Below are 21,903 nucleotides of genomic sequence, written 5' to 3'. Positions count from 1 at the left end.
AAGGAGAGTGAACAAGGTGAAACGTTATTTATGCAGCATCATTATTAGCTTGGTTGTCCTCTTAAGCATCGGGACCTATTATGTCAAAGTAGCTTCCTCTGCTTCCAGCCTTCCAAGGTATACGTTCAAGACGATTGAAGGCAGCGATAAAGAGCTTGATCCGGTCATCGTACAAGCAACACTTGAAAATGGTGATTTTTATGAACCATTGACGATTGAATCCAATCGAACCACATATGGCAGCGATAGGCCATTATGGTCTGACAGATATGATCATCAAATTGAAAGATTAATTAAAGAACATCGTTCGTTTATGCGTGGCAAGGATTCCATTAGTTCTTTATATGAAGACGATGATTTTCTGGCTTACGCTTGGGTGAATAGCGAATTTACGAATAACGGCAAAATGGAAGCGGAGTTTGATATCGGTTTACTGGAGAAGAAAGACGAAGGAGAAACTTCTTTCCAAATTGAACTTCCCCATCAAGAGAGAATCATGAATATTGATGTCAGGGATGTGCAGTTGGTCCATTCAAAACTACAGGTGCTAACGATGATCGATGTGAATTCAAACAATGAGAAGCAAACGAAAGAAGTTCATCTGTATACGATCGATTTAGCTAATAAAAAAGTCTTGAGCGATAAAACACTTTTATCTGAGACCTTTACTTACCCTAATCAAGTTGATTTTGAAATGCCGATTGATGTTTCTCCTTCCCAGCCAAACAGCATGGTATTAATTTCGTTAATTAAAGGAGTAAATCATGAGGAGGGTCCCTTTGAGGAAAAATTAAAAGAAAGCAAGCTGATATCTTATAATTATGAAACGGAAAAATTAGAAACGGTTAAAAAAGGACCGCTTAGCCTGGACATGGCAAGATCAGGATATGCAGACGGGAAAAACCTATATGCAGTTGAAATGAAATCAGGAAAATATCGTATTAAAACATTTGACCTTAGCAGTCAAACGTTAACGAATGATACGGAGCTGGATATAGCTGCTAATGAGGAAGAACAATATACCGCTGCCTTTAAAAACGGGCGTGTGTACTTCCTGTTAAACGAAATGAATCAAGAAGGCGAATCAAACAAGCCTGCCAAACTTCTGATAACGGATTTAAAGACTGGAAAGACTTTATATAAAGGTGAAACAGTCATAAATAAAAAGAACAGCAAAAGTTTTGGACTTTATATTGATGAATTGGAAATAAAATAAGGCCCTGCCATTTATCAAAAGCCTTAAATGAAAAAGGGATATCCCCAATGGGATATCCCTTTTTTTGATATCATTTAAATGGAAGCCAGATTCGCTCTAGCTGCACGTTCCTTCTTGCCGTGCAAGAAGTAGTAAAGGACGGAGGTTGCGATGACCACAACGCCCAGGATGACATAAAGTGTGCTATAACCCGTTACTGGAATGATGAATCCAAGAATATAAGGGCCGAATCCAAGTCCTGCATCTAGCATGATAAAGAAGGTGGACGTTGCCATCCCCATTCGGTGAGGCGGTGTAAGTTTAACGGCAATCGCCTGCGAGCTTGATTGCATATTACCGAATCCAAGGCCGATGAGGAAACCAGCTGCAAGTAAAGTGAAACTATTGGTTGTGATACTTAAAAGCAGCAAGCCGATCCCGAAAAGCATGAACGCCGGATACATAATGAAGTTCGATCCTTTCCGGTCCATTAACGGTCCTGAGAAAGGACGCGATAACAATACAGCTACTGCGTAAACGACAAAGAAGAAGCTTGCTGTATTGACCAGATTGATTTCGATGGCATAGAAGCTGATGAAAGAAAGGACGCTGGAATAACAGAATGCCAATAACAAAGTAATGATTGAAATGGGCAGTGCCTTAGGTTCAATGAAATTGGAAAGCTTGAATCCTTTGCTTTCCGTAACTTTTGCCGCCACTTTCAATGCCGGGACATATAGGAAGAATGCAGTAATTAAAGAAATCACCCCTAAAGCCAGGCAGAAACTGAAAATCACTTGGAAGCTTGTATGTTGAGCCATATACAGACCGATGAAAGGACCGATTGCCGTCGCAAGTGTCGCGCTCATGCTGTAATAGCCGATGCCTTCTCCCTTTCGAGTTGCCGGGATGATCTGCGCGACGATCGTTCCCGTCGCAGTACTGGCCATCCCCATCGCCATCCCATGGATCAGGCGGTTAACAAGCAGGAAGCCAATTCCAAGGTCCACAAAATATAGAAGGGTTGTCAAAGTGAAAAAGATCAAACCGATGAATAATGTTTTCTTGCGGCCGATTGAATCAATGAAACGGCCGATGAACAAACGTCCGATTAACGTCCCGATAATAAAAATACCCGATATGAGTCCGGCTTGGCTTGTAGAAGCATCCAATTCATTTACGGCATAGATGGCAAGTGTCACCATCAATAAATAAAAGATTAACGTTATGAAAAAATTGATGGACGAAACGATGACAAAGTCCTTCGTCCACAGTCTGGCTCTGGATTGATCCATGTTATTATCTCCTTACTTTATAATGTTATTTCTTATTTCGCCCATGATGCGTATGGCTGCGAGTTGTTCCTCTTCACTGATTCCTTTTAAGATATCTTGTTCGTATCGGTCGATTGTTACGCGGACTTCACTGTAGATCTTTGAGCCAAGCTCCGTAAGCCGCATTCTTTTCTCGCGTTTATCTTTGCTGGGCACATGCTCGACATATCCCAGCTCTTCCAAACGGGTAATGGTCCTCGTAATCGTGGGTTTTTCCACACTTTGATAATTGGCAAGCTCTACTAGCGTTGCCGAATCATAATTGAATAAGAAATGTAAAATGGACCATTGCGCCCTGTGTAAATCATGCTTGTTCAGCTGGATATTAAGATTATTTTCAAACGGACGGTACAGCAGCAAAAGTTGCTGAAAGAATTTTTGGTAAGTCTCTATCAGAAACACCCCTTATACATAATATATAGTTAGCTTTAGTAATTGTTACCCTAGGTAACTATAATAGCAAAATAAATCCTTTCTGTCCACTCGGATTTGAATTGATTAGTTAAATTTGGTTTTTAGTTAAATGGAATGGGAATATAGGAATAGGAGATGATGTAAACATGTATAAATCTATGATCGCGTTGCTTGCCGCCGCAGCCATGCTAACTGCTTGCAATAATGACAAAGCGGATGAAAACAAGGGGAAATCTGTACAAACATCAGATGAAAATCAAACCAATACTGAAAATGAACAACAAAAACAACCATCGCAAACAGAAACTCAAGCAAATCCTAAACATGAGAAGTGGTCTTCTTTGCCTGAATATGACAAAATCATCGAGCAAATCGGCAACGAAGACTATACCTTCAATAAGGAAACGGATAACGATGATAAACGAGTCTTCCTTATTGAGCTGAACGGTGAAAAACAATATAAAACCGTTTTCGTCAAAAATACCAACCGCCTGAAAATTATCAAAATAAATGGTGGCGGAGAGCTTTATGACGAAATCTTAAAATAAGTGGACTTGAGTAAAAGAGGGTAGATTATATTATTCAGGAAAAAGTGTTTGTTTACCTATTGCTTTTACCGGCATATTTAAAAACAAACCATTTATTGGTATAATGGCAGCTGGAGGAGATGATATTGACTTTTAACACTTTGTTGCAAATGATTATCGCTGCATTTTTCTTCATGGTTTTTACGTTCTGTACTTGGTATGAAGGCAGCGAAATTATGGATAAGCCTTGGGAATGGAAGTATTCCACGCATTTCACACAAGTAAATGATGTTCAGGCGATGGAGGCAAAGGATATTTCGAATTTAGATCATTTCGTGTATGCCGCTAAATTCAAACCGCTATTTCCATTTCTTATGGTCCTTGCCGCATCGTACTTAATCATACTTACGGGATATATCTTATTTAAAAGAAGTATTAAAAAAATGGCTCTTTTCCTGTTGGGATTGGGTGTCCTTTTTCTGCTCTCAACTGGTTTTGTATCCAATTCCCCGACTGTTGGAGGAAATATCTTTGCAGCATTTTTTCTGATAGGCGGAATGATAGCCGTAATAGGTGCAGCGCTATATTATTTCCTGATGCCAACAGGATTACATACTGAAGTTTAAAGTTAAAAAGCTGCCAATGAGGCAGCTTTTTTTTTGGCTTTTTTCGTAAAGATTGTTGTTTTTAAAACGAAACTATTTAAGGTTGATTGGAGCGGATGTGCGAGACTCCTGCGGGAGCAGCGGGATAGGTGAGACCCCACAGGCGTTTACGCCGAGGAGGCTCACCGCCCGCCCCGCGGAAAGCGAGCATCTGGAGGGGAAATCAACCACACCGCACTACTTGGTAAATAGTAACAAAGTATGCGAAAACAGCTTTTTTTTTGCAAAATGTTGATGGAAGATGACATAAAATAACGAAAAATAATAGTCATTTTTGCGAAATTCTTAGATTGAACTTCACTGAGATATAGCTTACGGTTAGTATATTACCAGCGGTGGACCCATATCGGTTCAGACCTTTAAAATATAAATCATACCGTTTCCGGTAAAGAAGTGTGAGGCAGTTGGAAAAAAGTTATCCAGTGATTGAAGAAATAAAGTGAAAAGGTGATAAGATGTCAGGCAAAATCAAAATTGAACAGCCAAAGATCCCTCAAGACTTAACTCAAACTAACTTTCAGGAAATATATTATCAAGAGGAGCCTTATCTGGATTCATGTATTATATCCAATTGTACGATCGATAGAGAAAAGATGGACAATATCGTATTATCACAGGTCGTTTTTAAAAATGTGACATTCAGCGATGTATCATTCAGGAATATCGAGCTGACGGATGTCATTTTCGATCATTGCGATTTGACGAATGCCGATTTCATGGGCGGCTCGATTCATCGGGTGGAATTCAAAGAGTCCAAACTATTAGGCATTAACCTGTCTGACGCGAGTTTAGGGAATGTCTGCTTTGAGAATTGCAACTTGAATTTAAGTGCTTTTGGTTATTCCAGTTTAAAGCAAGTGAAGTTCGATCATTGCTCATTGGAAAGTGCTGATTTTTATGAGTGTAAATTCATCAAAGTGAAGTTCGAAACATGTAGATTAAATGAAGTGAACTTTTCCCGGACACCGCTCAAAGGAATTGATATTAGCAGTTCTACATTTCAAAGGCTTACCGTTTCCATGGAAGATTTAAAGGGATGCGAAGTTTCCCCGGACCAAGCGATCGTATTTGCAGCCATGCTGGGCTTGAAAATTAAAGAGTGAACCTTTTAAGATGAAAAAATGACTCAATGGAGCTGACATGAGTGACCACCGAATTTGGTGGTCCTTTTTGAGTTGGCATAGTAAATATGGGAAGCGTGTATATGAATATATGATTTGGAAAAGTACGGAATGTTTGCACAAATGCAGGATTCCTTTACAATATTTGTTAGGTGGAAAGGGGGATTGAACGTTGATTATCAATAAGGTCACTTTGTATAGTCATGCATGGGAAGAAATGCGGAATTTTTATGTTGATGTGTTAGGATTTGAGTTATTATCGCAAACTGATGATGTTTTTGAAATGAAGGCAGGGGAAAGTGTGCTTGAGATTAAAAGATATCATCACAAAGAAAAGCCTTTTTATCATTTTGCCCTGAACATTCCAACCAATTTATTCACTTCGGCAAAAGCATGGGCGAAATCAAAAGTGGAATTGACTAGAGAAGATGATTATGATGAAGTTTATTTCAGCTATTCTGATGCACATGCTTTTTATTTTACAGACCCTTCAGGCAACATTGTCGAGTTCATATCGAGATATTCCGTATCACCCAAATCCGAGGCTAAGTATTTTTTAACTCAAAACGTCCTGTGCATCAGTGAAATAAACATTACGACAGACGAAGTAAGGGCTTTTGGAAATCAGTTGATCAGTAATGGTGTACCTGTAAGGAATGGTGAAGAAATATGTGAAGATGGATTGAATTTCATGGGGGAACATGAAGCAGGTTCGTTTTTACTTTTAGGTCCAAGGAAACGGCGGTGGATTTTTTCGAATAAAGAGTCGGAAATCTTTCCGCTTTCGATAGTCATAAATCAGCAACTGGATATTTCAATGGATGGCAAAGGAGTTATGGAATTGAAAAAAGTGGAATGATATTTTAGTCATACACTTCATTCGGCCCATAGATGTATCTCCAAACCACCATTTAATCTTATTACTCAATTCAAGTATAAACTTGTTACTATTATTACCAGCTTTCTTTATATAAGGCCATGATAAAGCATAATCTGATATTTTTTCCTTACATAAATATATACTTGCTAACTTACTATCCTCACAAACGTCAGTTAGCTGTATATATTTGTATTTTCACTTAGTGAATTCTCTAAACTCATCAATATAGAAAGCAACATAACCGCAATTTGGGCATACAGATGCTTTAGGGTTTGCAGAAACACTGCTGAAAATCCCTTTCTTTTGACTAATCTTTATCCCATTCATTCCGCCTTGAACATTTACTTTGCATTCATTTATCATTTCAGTTTGGCACTGATTGCAGACTCTTTTCATTAATACACTCCTTTTTTTAAATACTTAAATAGAAACACTCAGAATTCGAACTTTATCATAACATAATTATCCAAAATCACTTATGATATATTGCCATTACATAAGGAAAGTCCTGCTGCTAACAGGAAGAATAGATACAGCAAGTTTAGCAGTCTAAAAGAATGTAACAATACGATGAAATGTTCCTAGCCGAACATACAATAGCAGTGAATACTGCAGGATAACTCAAGGAGCCAGCCATGAAAAAAAGAAGTTTATTGATAGCATTGGGCGTGATCGTTCTCGGGGTCATTGCCTCGATAGCATGGGTACCTCAAACCAAACAGAAAGAGCATGTCGGCAAAAAAGCATTTCCTCAGCATACAGTCTATCAAGCGGGTACGATAAAGCCTGACAATGTTTCACAGGAGGAGTTGGATGCTGGCGTAGCGAATTTTTATAAAGCCTGGAAAAATGAATATCTTAAGCAGCCAGCTGCTGAAAGTGATCAATATTATATTTTTTACAATGATAAAGGATATGCAGAGCCCAAGAATGCAGTGACCGTCTCTGAAGCACACGGTTATGGGATGATGATAACGGCAATCATGGCAGGCAGCCAGGACAAGCAGTATTTCGATGGTCTTTATCGTTTTTATAAAGCCCATGGAAGTGATAATCAGGGTGCTCTTCAAGATAATATTTTTTAGTCTAATAATACATTGAAAGTAAATGTGACATCGTTTTTGTATTCTATTTTGAAACCATCTTTTCTCCATTCAACTTCATCTGGAGTATAGATACTTTCAACGTTAAGTATATCTTTTTTCTGTAGTGTTATATTTACTTGAGCAAATTTAATATCGTCACTTGATATAGCGATGAGATGACTTATTTCTTCGAATTCTTCATTTTCTCCGAGACACATACTTGGGATTGTTTGCAGCATGTATAGGGATTTATCTTTTGATTCTATTTGGAATTGTAATGTTTCATTTTCATAAGTTCTTAATACTTCTACTAGTTGTCTCCATGGTTCTGTTGTTGTGTTGGACATTAATGTTCCTCCTGGTTTGTTTCAGTTTTGCTCCACTATTGTACTGTATTTTAAAAAAAGAGGCTACTACGTGCACATAACCCTGTCAAGTAGACAATAAAAAAAGAGTATTTTAAGCTGCGGCCTTTTCTCGGTGCTAAAAGCGAGAAATTAGGCTGTTTTATATTTGGATTTCCACTACCATTGTAAATCCGTATTTTCCTGATGTTACTCCTTAGCATAGGAAAAATCGGATTTATTATCCAGAAATTTCTCTTAGCGTATGTTTTCCGCGTTTTGTTGGTGGGACCCCATTAAAAATAAAATCGCTTAGAAAATAACCATGGTGTAATAAAAAAAGCCTGCTTATTCAGCAGACTTTCCGTCGAGTATAGCTTTGTATTTTTTAGCTTGTTTTAGTGTCCAAATAGACGTTGAAGCCAGGGTTTGAATTAGTTCGGGTTTTTAATCATCTTTATTATTTGTAGACATCCAGACTCTTATTTATTTTTTATTTCCTTTGCTTTTGCATAAATCGTAGAACGGGGAACACCAGTTAATTTTGAAATATCTGAAACGCTCATTCCGTTTGATTCTCTAGTCTCATAAAGCTGCAAGGCTTTTTTTACTTCCTTTTCGTCCTGGCCTTTCCTTCCCAGGTGTTTCCCTTGCTTCTTTGCCCGCTCTCTGCCTTCAGAAGTGCGGCTTACAATTAAATCCCTTTCAAATTCTCCAATCGCCCCTAACATGGTAAACATGAGCTTCCCAGCTGCGGTACTAAAATCTATTTGCTCCTTTAAAAATACCAGGCCAATTTCTTCAGTTTCCAATTCAATAGCAATTTTATGTAGATCCCTAACAGAACGAGCTAGGCGGTCGATTTTAGTAATAACTAATTTATCACCTTTTCTTAAAGCTCTTCTTGCATTTTCTAATTCCTGCCGATCTGTTTTCTTTCCACTTTCTTTTTCCATATATATTTTTTCGCAACCATATTCTTTTAATTGTTCAACTTGGTTTTCAAGCGACTGTCCAACTGTCGATACCCTTGCATATCCAACTAACATTTTCTCGTACCCCTTTTTATCTAAAAGTTATATATGAGGCCGGACGGTCGAAAAATTGCAAACCATGATTTTTAAACGAGGCCTTGTGGTACTACATGATTTCCACTCCAGGCATTCGCTTTCCACGGGCGGTCCGGGAGCCTCCTCGGCGCTTTGCGCCTGTGGGGTCTCCCATTGACTCGCATTTCTCGCAGGAGTCTCGCTCACCCGCTCCAATCAACCTTGTTTAAACTTTAGATTGAACCCCTTTTGTCTAAAAAGGGGGCTCAGGATGGTCTCATTCCGACGATGATTATGACTGGGTCGTTGATTTCCACTCCAGGCACTCGCTTTCCGCGGGCGGTCCGGGAGCCTCCTCGGCGCTTTGCGCCTGTGCCCATTGACTCGCATTTCCCGCAGGAGTCTCGCACACCCGCTCCAATCCACTTTGTTTAAAACTTTAGATTGAACCCCTTTTGTCTAAAAAGGGAGCAGGATGGTCTCATTCCGACGATGATAATGACTGGGTCGTTGATTTCCACTCCAGGCATTCGCTTTCCGCGGGCGGTCCGGGAGCCTCCTCGGCGCTTTGCTCCTGTGGGGTCTCCCATTGACTCGCATTTCCCGCAGGAGTCTCGCACACCCGCTCCAATCAACTTTGTTTAAAACTTTAGATTGAACCCCTTTTTTCTAAAAAGGGAGCTCAGGATGGTCTCATTCCGACGATGATAATGACTGGGTCGTTGATTTCCACTCCAGACAGTCGGCGGAAAGGAAGCGATTTCTGAAATCACCTGGAACGATTATAAATAAAAAATGGTAGAGACTCTAATTCCCTTTAAGGGATGAAAAAAAATTTTACTTGTAAAAAATTTTTTACTCATTAAAAAGGATACCCCCATCAACAGCACGTTGATTTATCCTCAATCATAAGTTTTGTGCAACTAATTTCCTTGATATATTCCCCATACACTCCTGTTATTTCTGAAAATTCCAACATTGGCATGCGGATTGCTAGATTAAAAGTAATATCACATATTGACGACGGCAGAAAGGGGGACTATGAAACTGCGGCGGCTCCGCACTTCATCACGATTGCTGTGCAGGTGATGAATCAAAGTTATCAATGTTCGTGTCACCACATTCAGTTCATATCATTAGACAAGGAGAATCTCATGAAACCAATTTATTTTCTTTCTTTAATTCCTGTAATCGCCATACTTGGCGGACCTTTTTGGGCTAATCGTATCGAGCCGTACATTCTTGGCATGCCGCTATTCTTTTTCTGGAACTTTTCGTGGCTGATCTTTACCGCTTTAGTCGTTTTTATCATTTATATGCTAGATCCCAAGAATAAAGAGAGGGAAGAGAAATGAATATAGCGATCATCATTATTTTCAGTTTCCTGTTGCTGTCACTCTATTTAGGGATTAGGGCAAGAAAAGGCAAGGACATGGACCTTGAACAATGGACAGTCGGCGGACGCGGATTCGGCCCTTTCATCATCATGATTTTACTGGCGGGAGAAATCTATTCTACCTCCACTTTCCTGGGCTCCAGCGGATGGGCATATGGTATAGGCGGTCCGGCATTGTACGGAACGGCGTTCGCAGCATTGGGCTACCTGTTTTCTTATTGGATTTATCCTGCCATTTGGAGCTACGGAAATAAACACAAGCTCATTTCACAAGCAGACTTTTATGTTAAAAAGTACAAAAGCCCGTTATTGGGGGTACTTGTTTCAATCGTTGGTGTTTTGGCCCTGGTACCGTTTTTGGTTCTGCAATTAAAGGGTCTGGGCATCATCGTTTCGACTACTTCATATGGCTCGATTTCCCCGACGGTTGCCGTTTGGATCGGAGCTGTTTCAGTTACGGCTTATGTGATGATTTCGGGTATCCATGGATCGGTTTGGACAGCTGTTCTCAAAGACATCATGATCGCCTTGGTCGCGTTATTTTTAGGGATTTACATTCCGCTTCATTATTTTGGCGGAATCCAGCCGATGTTCGAAGCAGTCGATGCCGTCAAGCCTGATTTCCTGACACTGCCCGATATGGGGATGAGTGCTTCATGGTTTATATCCACGATCATCTTGACGACGTTAGGTTTCTATATGTGGCCGCAAACATTCGGTTCTGCATATACAGCTAAAAGTGCCAAGACATTCCGTAAAAATGCATTCATCCTTCCGCTTTACGGAGCATTATCCGTCGGTGCGATCTTTGTCGGCTATGCCGCCATCATTAAAGTTCCTGGGTTGCAAGGGTCGGATATGGATCTTGCGTTATTGAAGCTTTCGATCAATACCTTCGATCCTTGGTTTGTGGGGGTTATCGGGGCAGCAGGCCTATTGACCGCCCTTGTTCCTGGCTCGATGATTTTAATGAGTTCAGCGACTTTGCTCTCCAAAAACGTGTATCAGCATTTTTCTCCTTCCGCCTCGGATAAACAAATCACGACGATTGCCAAGTTGCTTGTACCTGTTCTTGCTCTCATTGCCGTGTATTTTACTTTGACTGGAGGAAATACGATCGTGGCCCTTTTATTGATGGGATACAGCATGGTGACTCAATTATTCCCATCTTTCATCGCCAGTCTCCTGCAAAGTAACTTCGTGACGAAAGAGGGTGCGTCAGCAGGCATCATTGCCGGTTTAGCCACTGTTGGGTATACAACCATAACAAGCGCTACAATTGGGACACTTTTCCCGGCATTGCCGCAAGCCATTAAAGATTTGAACATTGGTCTTGTCGCTCTCCTCATAAATGTGATTGTAATGATTGGCATCAGTCTTATTACAAGGAAATTTTCCAAGGATAATAAAGGTGAATGGGAAGCTGCTTGATAGTAAAAAGATGTTGTAAAAGAGGAGGGCCATGATGTTTGCTAAAGTTAACGGAACAAGGATATATTTCGATGTGGAAGGGGCGGAATTGGTGCCTGAAGGGAATTCATGGAGAAAGAAGCCAGTCTGTTTCGTCATTCATGGAGGACCTGGGGGCGAGCATATTGGATTTAAACCATTCCTGACGCCGCTTTCGGCATCGATGCAGTTGGTTTACATTGATCAGCGCGGTTGCGGCCGTTCTGAACGCGGTCCGAAATCGACATATAACCTGGAGAATAACGTGGAGGATCTAGAGGCGATCCGGAACTATTTAGGGTTGGGAAAGGTTATTGCATTGGGCCATTCTTACGGGGGGATGGTTGCACAAAAGTACGCCATTCGGTATCCGGACAGTGTGGCTGCCCTTCTTCTGATCGCAACTTCACCAAGCCACATCTTTGGAGAAGAGGCGCTGGTGAAAATAGAGGAAACCGGGACGGATGATCAAAAAAGGATGGCAAAACTTCTATTTGAGGGGGCTATGGAAAAACAGCTTATGGCTGAATTCAGTATAGTCATGGAACCGCTCTATTTTTACTCATCAAGGGGAAAAGTAAGAACTGAAGCGGAAAAAGAGATGATGAGAAAGAAGAAATCGAATTTTAATTGGGAAGCGGCTAATGAAGGGGCCAAGTTTTTGAAAACATTTGATTTAGTGGACCAGCTGGATCAAATACCGTGTCCAACATTAGTGGCAGGCGGCCGTCATGATTGGATCACTCCTGTTGAGGCATCCATTCTCATCGCCGAAAAGATTCCTGACAGTGAATTGATCATTTTTGAAAAAAGCTGTCATTATCTCTTCATTGATGAAAATAAGGAGTTCATTTCAAGGATTTCCTCTTTCATAAACGAGAGATTGGGACTCCAGGAAAATGCGGCTTTGCCCAAAGCATAGAAAAGGTACATGAACCGGGCAAGAGTTGGATGGATCCAGGATAAACCGTTTGTGCTGTAAAGGAATTAATTATATATTAATCCTTGGGTACATTAATTCATGGATTAATGTATGATGATAAGAAAGCCCGGAGGAGAAGATCATGAAAAATATCAATACTGAACAAGAATACCGTGAACAAATCAATCAAGAGGGACTGACGGTCGGGGTTTTTACGACAACATGGTGTCCAGACTGCAAACGTTTAGACATGTTCATCGATGAAATCACACAAGAACATCAAGATAAACAGTGGTTTACAATCGATCGTGACGAGTTCCCCGAGATTTCTGAAGAGCAAACGGTAATGGGAATTCCATCACTATTAGTATTTAAGAATGGGGAAAAGGTTGCACATCTGCACAGTGCAAATGCTAAAACTCCAGAAGCGGTCAATGAATTTCTAAATGACCTATAAAAGCCTTGAAAGGTGAACCCCTTATCATGCTGTCATAAGGGGTTCACCTTTTTTTAGAAATTTTTTCTAAAATTAACTTGATTTCTTAGATGAAACGGGTTTTAATTATAGATACCGAATATCCATTATGGATATCGAACATCCACATAAATGCTGAAAGAGGTGAACTGATTTGCAATTAACAAAAGGGGTCGAGCAAGCTATATGCATCATTGTTATCCTCTCCACCCAGGATAAAAATGTACCGCTTTCGTCTAATGAGATCAGCAGGCGATTGGAGGTGTCTCCTTCTTATTTGAAAAAAATCATAAGGAAACTGGTCGTTAAGCAGATAATCACTTCCGTTCCTGGTAATAATGGCGGCCTTACTCTTGCCAAAAGTGTAGATAAGATTAAAAACCTTGAAATTATTGAGGCGATGGAAGGCCCGATTTCGATGTTTCCGGATACGGGACTTATAGAAAAAGCGTTTAAAGATGGAGAGTATGCAGAGAAGGGGATGGATGTCCTTCGTCGGATGTTTTCCCGGGCGGATCAACTTTTGATAGAGTTCTTTTCCAGCCAAACAGTGGCAGATTTGCTGAAAGAAAGCTTTGGCACCACGGACATACCGACTCTTAATTGGAATTCAACGTCATTGAGTGATGTACTGCGTGAAAAGAAAGGTGAAAAGAAGTGAACATGCTTAAACAAGAATGGAAGCTTTTCCTAACAAATCGAAAACTGGTCGGTGTCGCGATCGTTTTACTGTTCGTCCCGATTATTTATGGGGGGTTATTTCTTAGTTCCGCTTGGAATCCATACGGAAATACAGGCAAGTTGCCTGTTGCAGTCGTGAATAAGGATGTGAAGGCGGAATATGAGGGTAAAACCTTAACAGTCGGTAATGAGCTAATCGAGAACTTAAAGGACAATGATGATTTAGAATGGCATTTCGTAACGGAAAAAGCGGCGAAAAAAGGATTTGATGATGGTACATATTATATGGTCGTTACCATTCCGGAGGACTTTTCGAAAAATGCTGCAACCGTCATGGATGATAAGCCAAAAAAAATGAATTTGACGTATGACGTGAATCCAGGACGCAGTTTCGTTTCTGAAACGGTCGGAAAACAGGCAGCGAATAATTTGAAAACGGAAATTGCCGAAAGTGTCACAAAAGAATATGCAGAAGCGATTTTCTCCCAGCTTGATGAAATCGGAGAGGGATTCAATGATGCAGCAGATGGGGCATCAAAACTGGATGATGGCGCAAAAGAACTGCATGATGGAAACAAAGAAGTGACGGCAAATCTGAATAAATTAGCTTCAAGCACATTAACTTTTAAAGATGGAGCGAATAAACTTCAAATCGGCGTCGGCGAGTTTATGGAAGGAGCCAACAAGCTTGAAAGTGGCGCGTCGGATTTAAATAAGGGGATATCACAATATACTTCCGGTGTCGGCCAGTTGCAAAAGGGTGCGGACGAACTTGCATCAGGCACAGGGGAATTAACTAATAATAGTGAAGCACTTTTACAAGGTTCATCCCAACTTTCCACTGGGCTCGCCAAAGTGGTTCCAGGAGCGCAAACTTTAAATACGGGATTGGCACAAGCGCAAACAGGCAGTGCGAATTTGAATGATGGGTTGAATCAATTATCACAAAATGCAAGCCAGCTGACGGACCAATCGACAGGAATTCCAAAATTGGCATCAGGTCAGCAAAGTTTAAATGAGGGAATCAATAAACTGGCAGAAGGAAGCCAAGCGTTAAATGACGGCCTGAAAAAAATGGATGGCCAATTGCCCGCAGAAGAACAGATGAGTCAGCTTAAGCAAGGACTGACAAGCATTCAAAGCGGTGTAAATCAATTGCAAGAAGCGATTCCTGCAGGAAGCAGCGCGTCCGGTACCGTATCTGGCATTACTGAAGACCTCAATAACAGTCAAGCGGCCTTAACGGAACTTCAATCAACCATTGCGAATAATGGTCAGAGCACGATCAATGCCGTTCAAAACACGGAAGCATTCAAAGGCATGACAAGTGAACAACAATCCGAATTAATCGGAGCCATTCAAAATGAACTTCAAACCCAAGCGGAGGCACAAAAACGAATCGCCTCGACTCTTGCTGGAAGTGTATCCGACTTATCAACGCAATTGAAGGATAATGTAATGCCTGTATTGAATGGATTAGGCCAGCTTCCAGAACAAGTGGCCAATTTAAATAATGCGGTGAATAAAGTCAATCCAAACGCCGTTTCAGCGTTAAACGGATATACGGCAATAAAGAACGCACTTGAAGAACAATTGATTCCTGGTGCAACCCAATTAAATGGCGGCTTGAATGAGGCTGTAGAAGGCAGCAATCAATTAACGGCGGCAACACAAAGTTTAAATGAACGGACACCAGAATTAGTGAAGGGGATCAACCAGCTAGCACAAGGCGGTTCCTCGTTGAATAATGGTCTATCAAAACTAACTGAGGGATCTGGTCAGTTGGTAGATGGAGTTTCACAACTTCAAGCAGGGTCAACCTCCTTTGGGGATGGTCTTGAGAAATATGCGTTCGGTGTTAGCCAAGTTGGCGAAGGAGCAAGCAAACTTGCTAGCGGGGCCAATGAACTGAATGCCAACTCAGCTGCCTTGAATGATGGCTCATCAGCACTTGTTAAGGGCACTGAACAATTGGCAGGCAATCTGCCTACTTTAAGCAATGGAGTCATCCAGCTTGCCGATGGGGCAGGTAAGATCAATGAAGGTTCCTCGGCACTTGCTGAAGGATCCGGAAAATTGGGTGATGGCATATCCTCACTTAAAGATGGAACGGTCGAACTTTCGGAAAAACTCGGTGATGGAGCAGAAGAAATAAGTGAAAACAAAACAACCGATGATAATTACAGCATGATTGCCGAACCGACACAGGTTAAAGAACAAAAAAGCAGTGACGTGCCGAATTATGGTCATGCACTGGCTCCTTATGTATTGTCTCTTGGCTTATTTGTAGGAGCGATTGCTTTCAATATGGGATTCCCGACAGGCTTGCCTTCCACAAGGCCTACTTCAGGAGTGGCATGGTGGTTCAGTAAATTTACGGTCCTGTTTATCCAAGCGACGCTTTCAGCATTAGTGTTGGATGCGATCATGATTTGGGGAATGGATTTACAGGTCGAGAACATGGGGCCATTCATTGGGGTTTCCATACTGACTTCCCTTACCTTCATGTTCATCGTCACCTTCTTGACCGTAGGATTTGGAAATCCGGGTCGTTTATTGGCGATGATATTCCTTGTATTACAGCTAGGTGCAAGCGGAGGAATGTTCCCTGTGGAACTGACCAATAACTTCTTCAGTCATGTTCACCCGTTCATACCAATGACATACTCTGTCATGGGCTTCCGTCAGGCGATGAGCACGAGCCTTGGAGCGGATGCATTGACAACGAGTATAGTGTTCCTTACTGGATGCATCATTGTCTTCAATCTACTGCTATTGCTAACGATGGTCATCAAGAAGCGCAAAGCACACAAAGTGGAGATGGAAGCATAAACTAATGAAAAAACCCCCGGTGCAATGCGCCGGGGGTTTTTCTTCATTATGATGGTTCATCCGCGTCCTTTTCTTTATCGATGACTTTCAATCCATTTTCCCCTGAATGTTCAATCACATGTTTAAGGATGGATAATTTGTTATCCCAGAATTGATCGTAAAAAGAAAGCCACTGTTTCAATTCCGCTAAAGGTTCTGGCTGAAGCCGAAAGCGTTTCTCTCTGCCTACCTTCCGGCCACTGACCAATTCAGCTTCAGAAAGGATATGAAGATGCTTGGCAATCGCTGTACGGCTCATGGAAAAGTGAGAAGTGATTTCTGAAATGGGTAAATCCCCTTCAGCAAGCAATTGCAGGACCTTTCGGCGGGTTGGGTCGGCGATAGCCTGAAATACATCATGTTTTTCTGCTGCAGACACTTAGCCCTCAACAACCTTTTTAAGTTTTGCATGAACAATCTGTTCCCAGCCATGATCCATTCTCTCGCGAATCACTGAGCTTTTTTCATTCGGTTTCGGAAGAATCGTTTCAGGCTCTTTCCAGCCACCATGAATAAGGGTGAACTCCGTTTTGCCGTCCAGTTCTTTTAAAATGAAGGAAATGAACCAACCGTCCGTATCCCAACTGAATGAAAGACGATGAGGAGCATCTAACTCCGTCACCTTACAAGGAGATGGACCAAAAGGTGATTGCATATGGAACTCATGTCCCACTTTCGGTTGAAAATCATTTGGCATGAACCATGAAGCTATGCCCTCTGCAGTCGAAACTGTATCCCAAACTTGTTGGATAGGGGCTTCAAGAATAACTGTCTTCTTGATGTCCTGTAGTGTATGTTGATTTTCCATACTGATTCTCCTTTTTAACTTAGATATGAAACCAATTGGTTTCGCTTTGTTGATTATATAAAACCTTTTGGTTTCATGTCAATAATTTGTTTCAAGTGATTCTTTTTTATTCATTGCAGATGCTTAATTCCCCAATTCTTCAATTTGTTTTGCCAATCCTGTTATAGTATCGATTGAATTCATTATCTCTGAATCTTCCAATGCCTTAGGGTCAATTTGGCCATTTTCAATATTATTCAGATATAATTCAATTCCATCTGAAAGCTGTTGATTCGAGCTGACGATCTTTTCATGGATGCCTTCAGCGATTTGGGGTGGTTCCATTGCATTGAATTCTTCAATTTCCGTTTTCATCAATTCCAGTTCTTTTTCAAGATTTGCTCTTGCTTCGCCATTCGTTACGGCGTCCTGTGACAATGCAGGCACCTCATTGGCAAATTCCTTTACGGTATTTACATACTCCGTCGCATGATCTGCATACTCCAATGATGAATGGACTTCTTCTAAAGCTGAGCATCCGCTTAATGTAAGTATCGACAGTAGAGCAATGGTCATTATTTTTTTCATCTATGCCTCCAATGTGATTTTTTTATGGTAAGGATCAGATGGGTAGAAATCTCTTTTTATAAATCGCTGCAATGGAATTCAGTATGAAGCTGGGGATCTTCTTCGGAAAAAATGACTTCGAATAGAAAAGGTGAAATGCACTTTTCAAGTCGTGCCACTGATTGCAGGATTTCACTTGCTTAAACCTTGCAACGTCAATGATCTTCACCTTTTTTTCGGAGGTGATGAAGATGTTTCGTAAATGGATATCCGAAGGGTTCAATCCTTCTTTCCTTGCCAATTGCAGGGCATGGTCTATCTCCGCGATGTTTTCTTCCGTTATCGGGATTCCCAATGTTAAGCATTCAAAAAGAGTGTTGCCTTCAATGTGATCTATAACCAGGTAATTTACCCCCGCATCATATAGGGTAGGATAGTATTCGATGGATTGGACGGTTTTGTATATTTCAGCTTCAACTTTAGCTGTGTGAGTATGATCCGGGAAAAACACTTTAAGTGCCTTATTGGTGGAATGTATTTTGAATACATATGCGCTTCGGCCTTTTCCGATAAGTGATAAAGAGGGGTCGGCATCAAGCAATATATGCTTTTTATCATCGGAAATCTTAACGCTTTGAGCTAACTCATTATAGTTCTGCATACTTTTCACCTCTATTGTGCAATTTTTCGAATCAAAAAAGACGGTATAACCGATTATTGGTCATACCGTCTTTGAAAAATAAAAAGACCTCACCAAATAATCGGCAAGGTCTTGCAAACAACTAAAATCAGTTGCCAATAAAGCCGAGGATTCAATCCTGTACTGACGACTTTATTGTATAGCTACTCCCCTTAACAAAAGGATTCTTATAAGTTATATACAGTAATTATATAGGTTATTGCCTCGATCCGTCAAATATAAGGGCGTGTGCCCACCCTTTATATATATTCAGTAAAGGCAGAAAGATGCTCGTCTCAAAAGCATTAATTTGAGTGGTCAGTAACTATATCAATATACTTTATGTTGATCATTTGTTTGCCAGATACCCCTCGTTGCAAATATTTCTATTTTATTACTTAAAAGTTTCTTAGTTTACTATTATGTTACAATCTCCTTTATCTCCCTATAGTTCTAACGGAATATGATATATTTTAGACGAATGAGCATATATGCCTATATTATTATACTTATTTTAACCGATATTTAAATAAATGTTAGAAATATAATTCTTTAGTAGGGAGAATGAGATGAAGAAATTAATTATACCAACTTTCTGTTTTGCAGTGTTGTCTACGGTTGCTTTCGAAGAAAAAATATCTGCAGCTCCACTACATGCGGAACAGGCGAATATAGGAGACGTCATGTTTGTACATGTAAGTTCCGGTTCGCTCAATATGAGAAAAAACGGGGCGGAGGATGCAAGCATAGTTGCAAAGCTGGCAAATGGCACACAGGTAACGGTGTATTCGGAGTCCAAAGGCTGGGCGAAGATCAAAGCCAATGGAAAAGAAGGATATGTCAGTACGAAGTATTTATCGGCAAAGAAGCCAGGGACTTTAACGAAAACAGCGGTAACGAATAAAACGACGACAAAATATGTGAATGTGAGCACAGGTTCACTGAATATGAGGAAAAGCGGGATAGATAGTGCCAGCATAGTCGCAAAGCTGACAAGAGGCACACAGGTAACGGTGTATTCGGAGTCCAAAGGCTGGGCGAAGATCAAAGCCAATGGAAAAGAAGGATATGTCAGTGCAAAGTATCTATCATCAACGAAACCAGGAACGGTGACCAAAGCTGAGGTAACGGCTAAAACGGCAACGAAATATGTGAATGTGAGCACGGGTTCACTGAATATGCGAAAAAGTGGAAAAGCTACCGCAAGCATAGTCGCCATCCTTTCAAAAGGGACGAAAGTGACGGTCTATTCGGAAGCTAATGGCTGGGCGAAAGTCAAAGCCAATGGAAAGGATGGATATGTCAGCGCCAAATATCTGTCTTCTTCAAAGCCAGGAACGGGATCAACGTCAGCCACACCTGAAAAAACGACAACGAAATATGTCACGGGTTCCCTCAATATGCGAAAAAGTGGAAAAGCTACCGCTAGCATAGTCGCCATCCTTTCAAAAGGAACGAAAGTGACGGTGTATTCGGAATCCAATGGCTGGGCGAAAGTCAAAGCCAATGGAAAGGACGGATATGTCAGCACCAAATATCTATCGACGGCAAAGCCAGGAGCGGGATCAACGACAGTAACGCCTGAAAAAACGACGACGAAATATGTAAACGTAAGCTCTGGAACGCTCAATATGAGAAAAAGCGGATCGGAAAGTGCGAACATAGTCGCAAAGCTTTCAAAAGGAACGAAAGTGACGGTCTATTCGGAATCAAATGGCTGGGCCAAAGTCAAAGCAAATGGAAAAGACGGCCATGTCAGTGCCAAATATCTATCGACAACAAAACCAGGAACGGGATCAACGGCAGTAACGCCTGAAAAAACGACGACGAAATATGTAAATGTCAGCTCTGGAACGCTCAATATGAGAAAAAGCGGGTCGGAAAGCGCGAGTATAGTCGCAAAGCTGTCAAAAGGAACGGAAGTGACGGTCTATTCGGAATCCAAAGGTTGGGCGAAGATCAAGGCCGATGGGATTGAAGGGTATGTCAGTGCTGACTTTCTTTCAACGACGAAACCTGAAATGGACTCCAAACCATCCATACCTGAAAAAACGACAACGAAATATGTAAATGTCAGCTCGGGTTCCCTGAATATGCGGAATAAGCCGTCAGAAAGTGCTTCCGTCATTGTGAAATTGGCAAGGGGAGTAGAGGTAGAAGTCATCTCGGAATCAAATGGCTGGTCAAAAGTTAAAGCGTATGGCGGAGAAGGTTATGTCAATTCGCAATATCTATCAGCAACGAAGCCTAGTTCTTTACCGGAGCAGAATCCGGACGGAGAAGAAAACACGTTAGTTAAATATGTAAATGTGAATGATGGCTCCAGTCTGAATATGCGGTCACAAGCATCAGCTTCCGCTTCTATTATAACCAAGCTTGTAAACAATACGGCCGTGACGGTGTATTCAGAATCCAATGGCTGGTCAAGAGTTACGGCCAATGGAAAAACGGGATATGTCAGTACGCAATATTTAACGGTCAAAGCACCGGAAGGTCCAGGAAGTTCGAATGGATCGATAATCAGAATCGATAAAGAATATGATCTTACGATGGAAAAGATGGTTGAAATTCAAATGGCCGTAAATGGCCAAACGGATAAAAATTATAAAACCTACATACGCGAAGATGGATTAACTTTAATCAATTCTACAAAAGGTACGGTTAAAGGAACCGGCTGGCGTGTCAGGGGCGGAGCTGGCTCTAATTATTGGGTAGTCGGCCCTGTCAGCAATAATCAATCATTGAATATTAAATCAAAAGTAAAGGGCTCCGACGGATACTATTGGTATGAGGTGGACTATAACAAGACATGGGTAAATGCCAGTCCGGAAGATATAGAATATAATCTTAACCCCAATAATTTTGTGGATGATCCAATCAAATCATTCCAATTCGTCAAGCTCTCTCAAGTCACCAACATGGACGTTTCTGAAGTGAATAATAGAATCCTTTCAGGAAAAGGGATTCTGCAAGGACAAGCTGCAACCTTCACTGCGGCAGGGGAGAAATATGGGGTCAATGAAATCTACCTGATTTCACATGCTTTGCTGGAGACCGGTAATGGCACATCACCGTTGGCGACTGGCGTAAAGGTTAACGGGAAAACGGTCTATAATATGTATGGAGTGGGAGCCTTTGACGGAACGGCGCTAAGCAGCGGCGCTCAATACGCCTATAATGCTGGCTGGTTCACTCCGGAGGCGGCCATCATAGGCGGGGCCGAATTCATCGCCAAAGGATATATCTCTGCTGGACAGGACACGCTTTACAAAATGAGATGGAATCCTACAGCTGCAGAGAAATATGGATATGCTTCACACCAGTATGCGACTGATATTGGCTGGGCAACAAAACAAGTGAAACAGATTTATAATTTGTATAGTTTACTAGATTCCTATAAATTGACCATTGAAGTTCCTAAGTATAAATAATAATGGTAAAAAAACACATGAGTCCGACTCA

Annotated in this window: 22 protein-coding genes; 13 read left to right on the top strand and 9 right to left on the bottom strand. The window is 41.1% G+C overall.

The window, feature by feature from the left end; all coding sequences use genetic code 11:
- The first annotated feature begins 16 nt into the window (after positions 1-16).
- The gene (locus N0M92_RS07560) at positions 17-1,216 is read left to right on the top strand and encodes a hypothetical protein (protein WP_260285184.1); all 1,200 of its coding nucleotides are present in this window, start codon (positions 17-19) and stop codon (positions 1,214-1,216) included.
- Positions 1,217-1,290: 74 nt separating this feature from the next.
- On the opposite strand, the gene N0M92_RS07555 is transcribed toward N0M92_RS07560, so the two are convergent.
- Positions 1,291-2,490, bottom strand: coding sequence for an MFS transporter (locus tag N0M92_RS07555; protein WP_260285182.1), 1,200 nt, complete (start codon positions 2,488-2,490; stop codon positions 1,291-1,293).
- 12 nt (positions 2,491-2,502) lie between these two features.
- Entirely contained in the window at positions 2,503-2,922 is a 420-nt protein-coding gene (locus tag N0M92_RS07550; RefSeq protein ID WP_260285271.1) for a MarR family winged helix-turn-helix transcriptional regulator, read from the bottom strand.
- 167 nt (positions 2,923-3,089) lie between these two features.
- Here N0M92_RS07550 and N0M92_RS07545 point away from each other — a divergent pair, with 167 nt between their 5' ends.
- The 4 genes from N0M92_RS07545 (at position 3,090) to N0M92_RS07530 (ending at position 6,115) form a co-directional block, all read left to right on the top strand.
- Positions 3,090-3,491, top strand: coding sequence for a hypothetical protein (locus tag N0M92_RS07545; RefSeq protein ID WP_260285181.1), 402 nt, complete (start codon positions 3,090-3,092; stop codon positions 3,489-3,491).
- Positions 3,492-3,616: 125 nt separating this feature from the next.
- Positions 3,617-4,096, top strand: a complete 480-nt coding sequence (locus tag N0M92_RS07540) for a YjdJ family protein (RefSeq protein ID WP_260285180.1) — start codon at positions 3,617-3,619, stop codon at positions 4,094-4,096.
- A gap of 494 nt (positions 4,097-4,590) precedes the next feature.
- Positions 4,591-5,238, top strand: a complete 648-nt coding sequence (locus tag N0M92_RS07535) for a pentapeptide repeat-containing protein (RefSeq protein WP_260285179.1) — start codon at positions 4,591-4,593, stop codon at positions 5,236-5,238.
- A gap of 190 nt (positions 5,239-5,428) precedes the next feature.
- A complete protein-coding gene (locus N0M92_RS07530) occupies positions 5,429-6,115 on the top strand; it encodes a VOC family protein (RefSeq protein ID WP_260285178.1) in 687 nt (228 codons plus the stop codon).
- Between the two features lie 216 nt (positions 6,116-6,331).
- Here N0M92_RS07530 and N0M92_RS07525 read toward each other — a convergent pair whose 3' ends face one another.
- Positions 6,332-6,532, bottom strand: coding sequence for a nucleic acid-binding protein (locus N0M92_RS07525; RefSeq protein ID WP_260285177.1), 201 nt, complete (start codon positions 6,530-6,532; stop codon positions 6,332-6,334).
- 239 nt (positions 6,533-6,771) lie between these two features.
- On the opposite strand from N0M92_RS07525, the gene N0M92_RS07520 reads away from it, so the two are divergent.
- Positions 6,772-7,221 (top strand): hypothetical protein, encoded by a 450-nt coding sequence (locus N0M92_RS07520; protein ID WP_260285176.1) that lies wholly within the window; start codon positions 6,772-6,774, stop codon positions 7,219-7,221.
- Here the strand turns inward: N0M92_RS07520 and N0M92_RS07515 are convergent.
- Complete coding sequence (locus N0M92_RS07515; RefSeq protein WP_260285175.1) at positions 7,218-7,568, bottom strand: hypothetical protein; 351 nt, start codon at positions 7,566-7,568, stop codon at positions 7,218-7,220. The genes N0M92_RS07520 and N0M92_RS07515 overlap by 4 nt on opposite strands.
- 479 nt (positions 7,569-8,047) lie before the next feature.
- On the bottom strand, positions 8,048-8,614 hold the full coding sequence (locus N0M92_RS07510) for a recombinase family protein (RefSeq protein WP_260285174.1): 567 nt from the start codon (positions 8,612-8,614) through the stop codon (positions 8,048-8,050).
- Between the two features lie 1,154 nt (positions 8,615-9,768).
- Here N0M92_RS07510 and N0M92_RS07505 point away from each other — a divergent pair.
- The 6 genes from N0M92_RS07505 (at position 9,769) to N0M92_RS07480 (ending at position 16,369) form a co-directional block, all read left to right on the top strand.
- Positions 9,769-9,969 carry a DUF3311 domain-containing protein gene (locus N0M92_RS07505; protein WP_260285173.1) on the top strand — a complete coding sequence of 67 codons (201 nt, stop codon included), beginning with the start codon at positions 9,769-9,771 and terminating at the stop codon, positions 9,967-9,969.
- On the top strand, positions 9,966-11,441 hold the full coding sequence (locus tag N0M92_RS07500; protein ID WP_260285172.1) for a sodium:solute symporter family protein: 1,476 nt from the start codon (positions 9,966-9,968) through the stop codon (positions 11,439-11,441). Before N0M92_RS07505 ends, N0M92_RS07500 begins: the two co-directional genes overlap by 4 nt.
- A gap of 34 nt (positions 11,442-11,475) precedes the next feature.
- Entirely contained in the window at positions 11,476-12,381 is a 906-nt protein-coding gene (locus tag N0M92_RS07495; RefSeq protein ID WP_260285171.1) for an alpha/beta fold hydrolase, read from the top strand.
- Between the two features lie 142 nt (positions 12,382-12,523).
- Positions 12,524-12,838 carry a thioredoxin family protein gene (locus N0M92_RS07490; RefSeq protein ID WP_192206743.1) on the top strand — a complete coding sequence of 105 codons (315 nt, stop codon included), beginning with the start codon at positions 12,524-12,526 and terminating at the stop codon, positions 12,836-12,838.
- Positions 12,839-13,010: 172 nt separating this feature from the next.
- Positions 13,011-13,517, top strand: a complete 507-nt coding sequence (locus tag N0M92_RS07485) for an RrF2 family transcriptional regulator (RefSeq protein WP_076370178.1) — start codon at positions 13,011-13,013, stop codon at positions 13,515-13,517.
- Between the two features lie 2 nt (positions 13,518-13,519).
- Positions 13,520-16,369, top strand: coding sequence for a YhgE/Pip domain-containing protein (locus N0M92_RS07480; RefSeq protein WP_260285270.1), 2,850 nt, complete (start codon positions 13,520-13,522; stop codon positions 16,367-16,369).
- 46 nt (positions 16,370-16,415) lie between these two features.
- Here N0M92_RS07480 and N0M92_RS07475 read toward each other — a convergent pair whose 3' ends face one another.
- From N0M92_RS07475 to N0M92_RS07460, 4 genes are all read right to left on the bottom strand, one after another.
- On the bottom strand, positions 16,416-16,787 hold the full coding sequence (locus N0M92_RS07475; RefSeq protein ID WP_260285169.1) for an ArsR/SmtB family transcription factor: 372 nt from the start codon (positions 16,785-16,787) through the stop codon (positions 16,416-16,418).
- Entirely contained in the window at positions 16,788-17,216 is a 429-nt protein-coding gene (locus N0M92_RS07470; protein ID WP_260285168.1) for an SRPBCC family protein, read from the bottom strand.
- Between the two features lie 123 nt (positions 17,217-17,339).
- Positions 17,340-17,783, bottom strand: coding sequence for a DUF6376 family protein (locus N0M92_RS07465; RefSeq protein WP_260285167.1), 444 nt, complete (start codon positions 17,781-17,783; stop codon positions 17,340-17,342).
- Between the two features lie 34 nt (positions 17,784-17,817).
- Positions 17,818-18,423 carry a protein kinase family protein gene (locus tag N0M92_RS07460; protein WP_214790017.1) on the bottom strand — a complete coding sequence of 202 codons (606 nt, stop codon included), beginning with the start codon at positions 18,421-18,423 and terminating at the stop codon, positions 17,818-17,820.
- A 587-nt stretch (positions 18,424-19,010) separates the two neighbouring features.
- Here N0M92_RS07460 and N0M92_RS07455 point away from each other — a divergent pair.
- A complete protein-coding gene (locus N0M92_RS07455; protein ID WP_260285166.1) occupies positions 19,011-21,872 on the top strand; it encodes an SH3 domain-containing protein in 2,862 nt (953 codons plus the stop codon).
- The last annotated feature ends 31 nt before the right edge of the window (positions 21,873-21,903 follow it).

The sequence above is a fragment of the Peribacillus aracenensis genome (assembly GCF_025175645.1).
GTDB lineage: Bacteria > Bacillota > Bacilli > Bacillales > DSM-1321 > Peribacillus > Peribacillus aracenensis.
The sequence above is the reverse complement of the archived record's forward strand: the minus strand, read 5'-3'. Positions and strand labels throughout refer to the sequence as shown.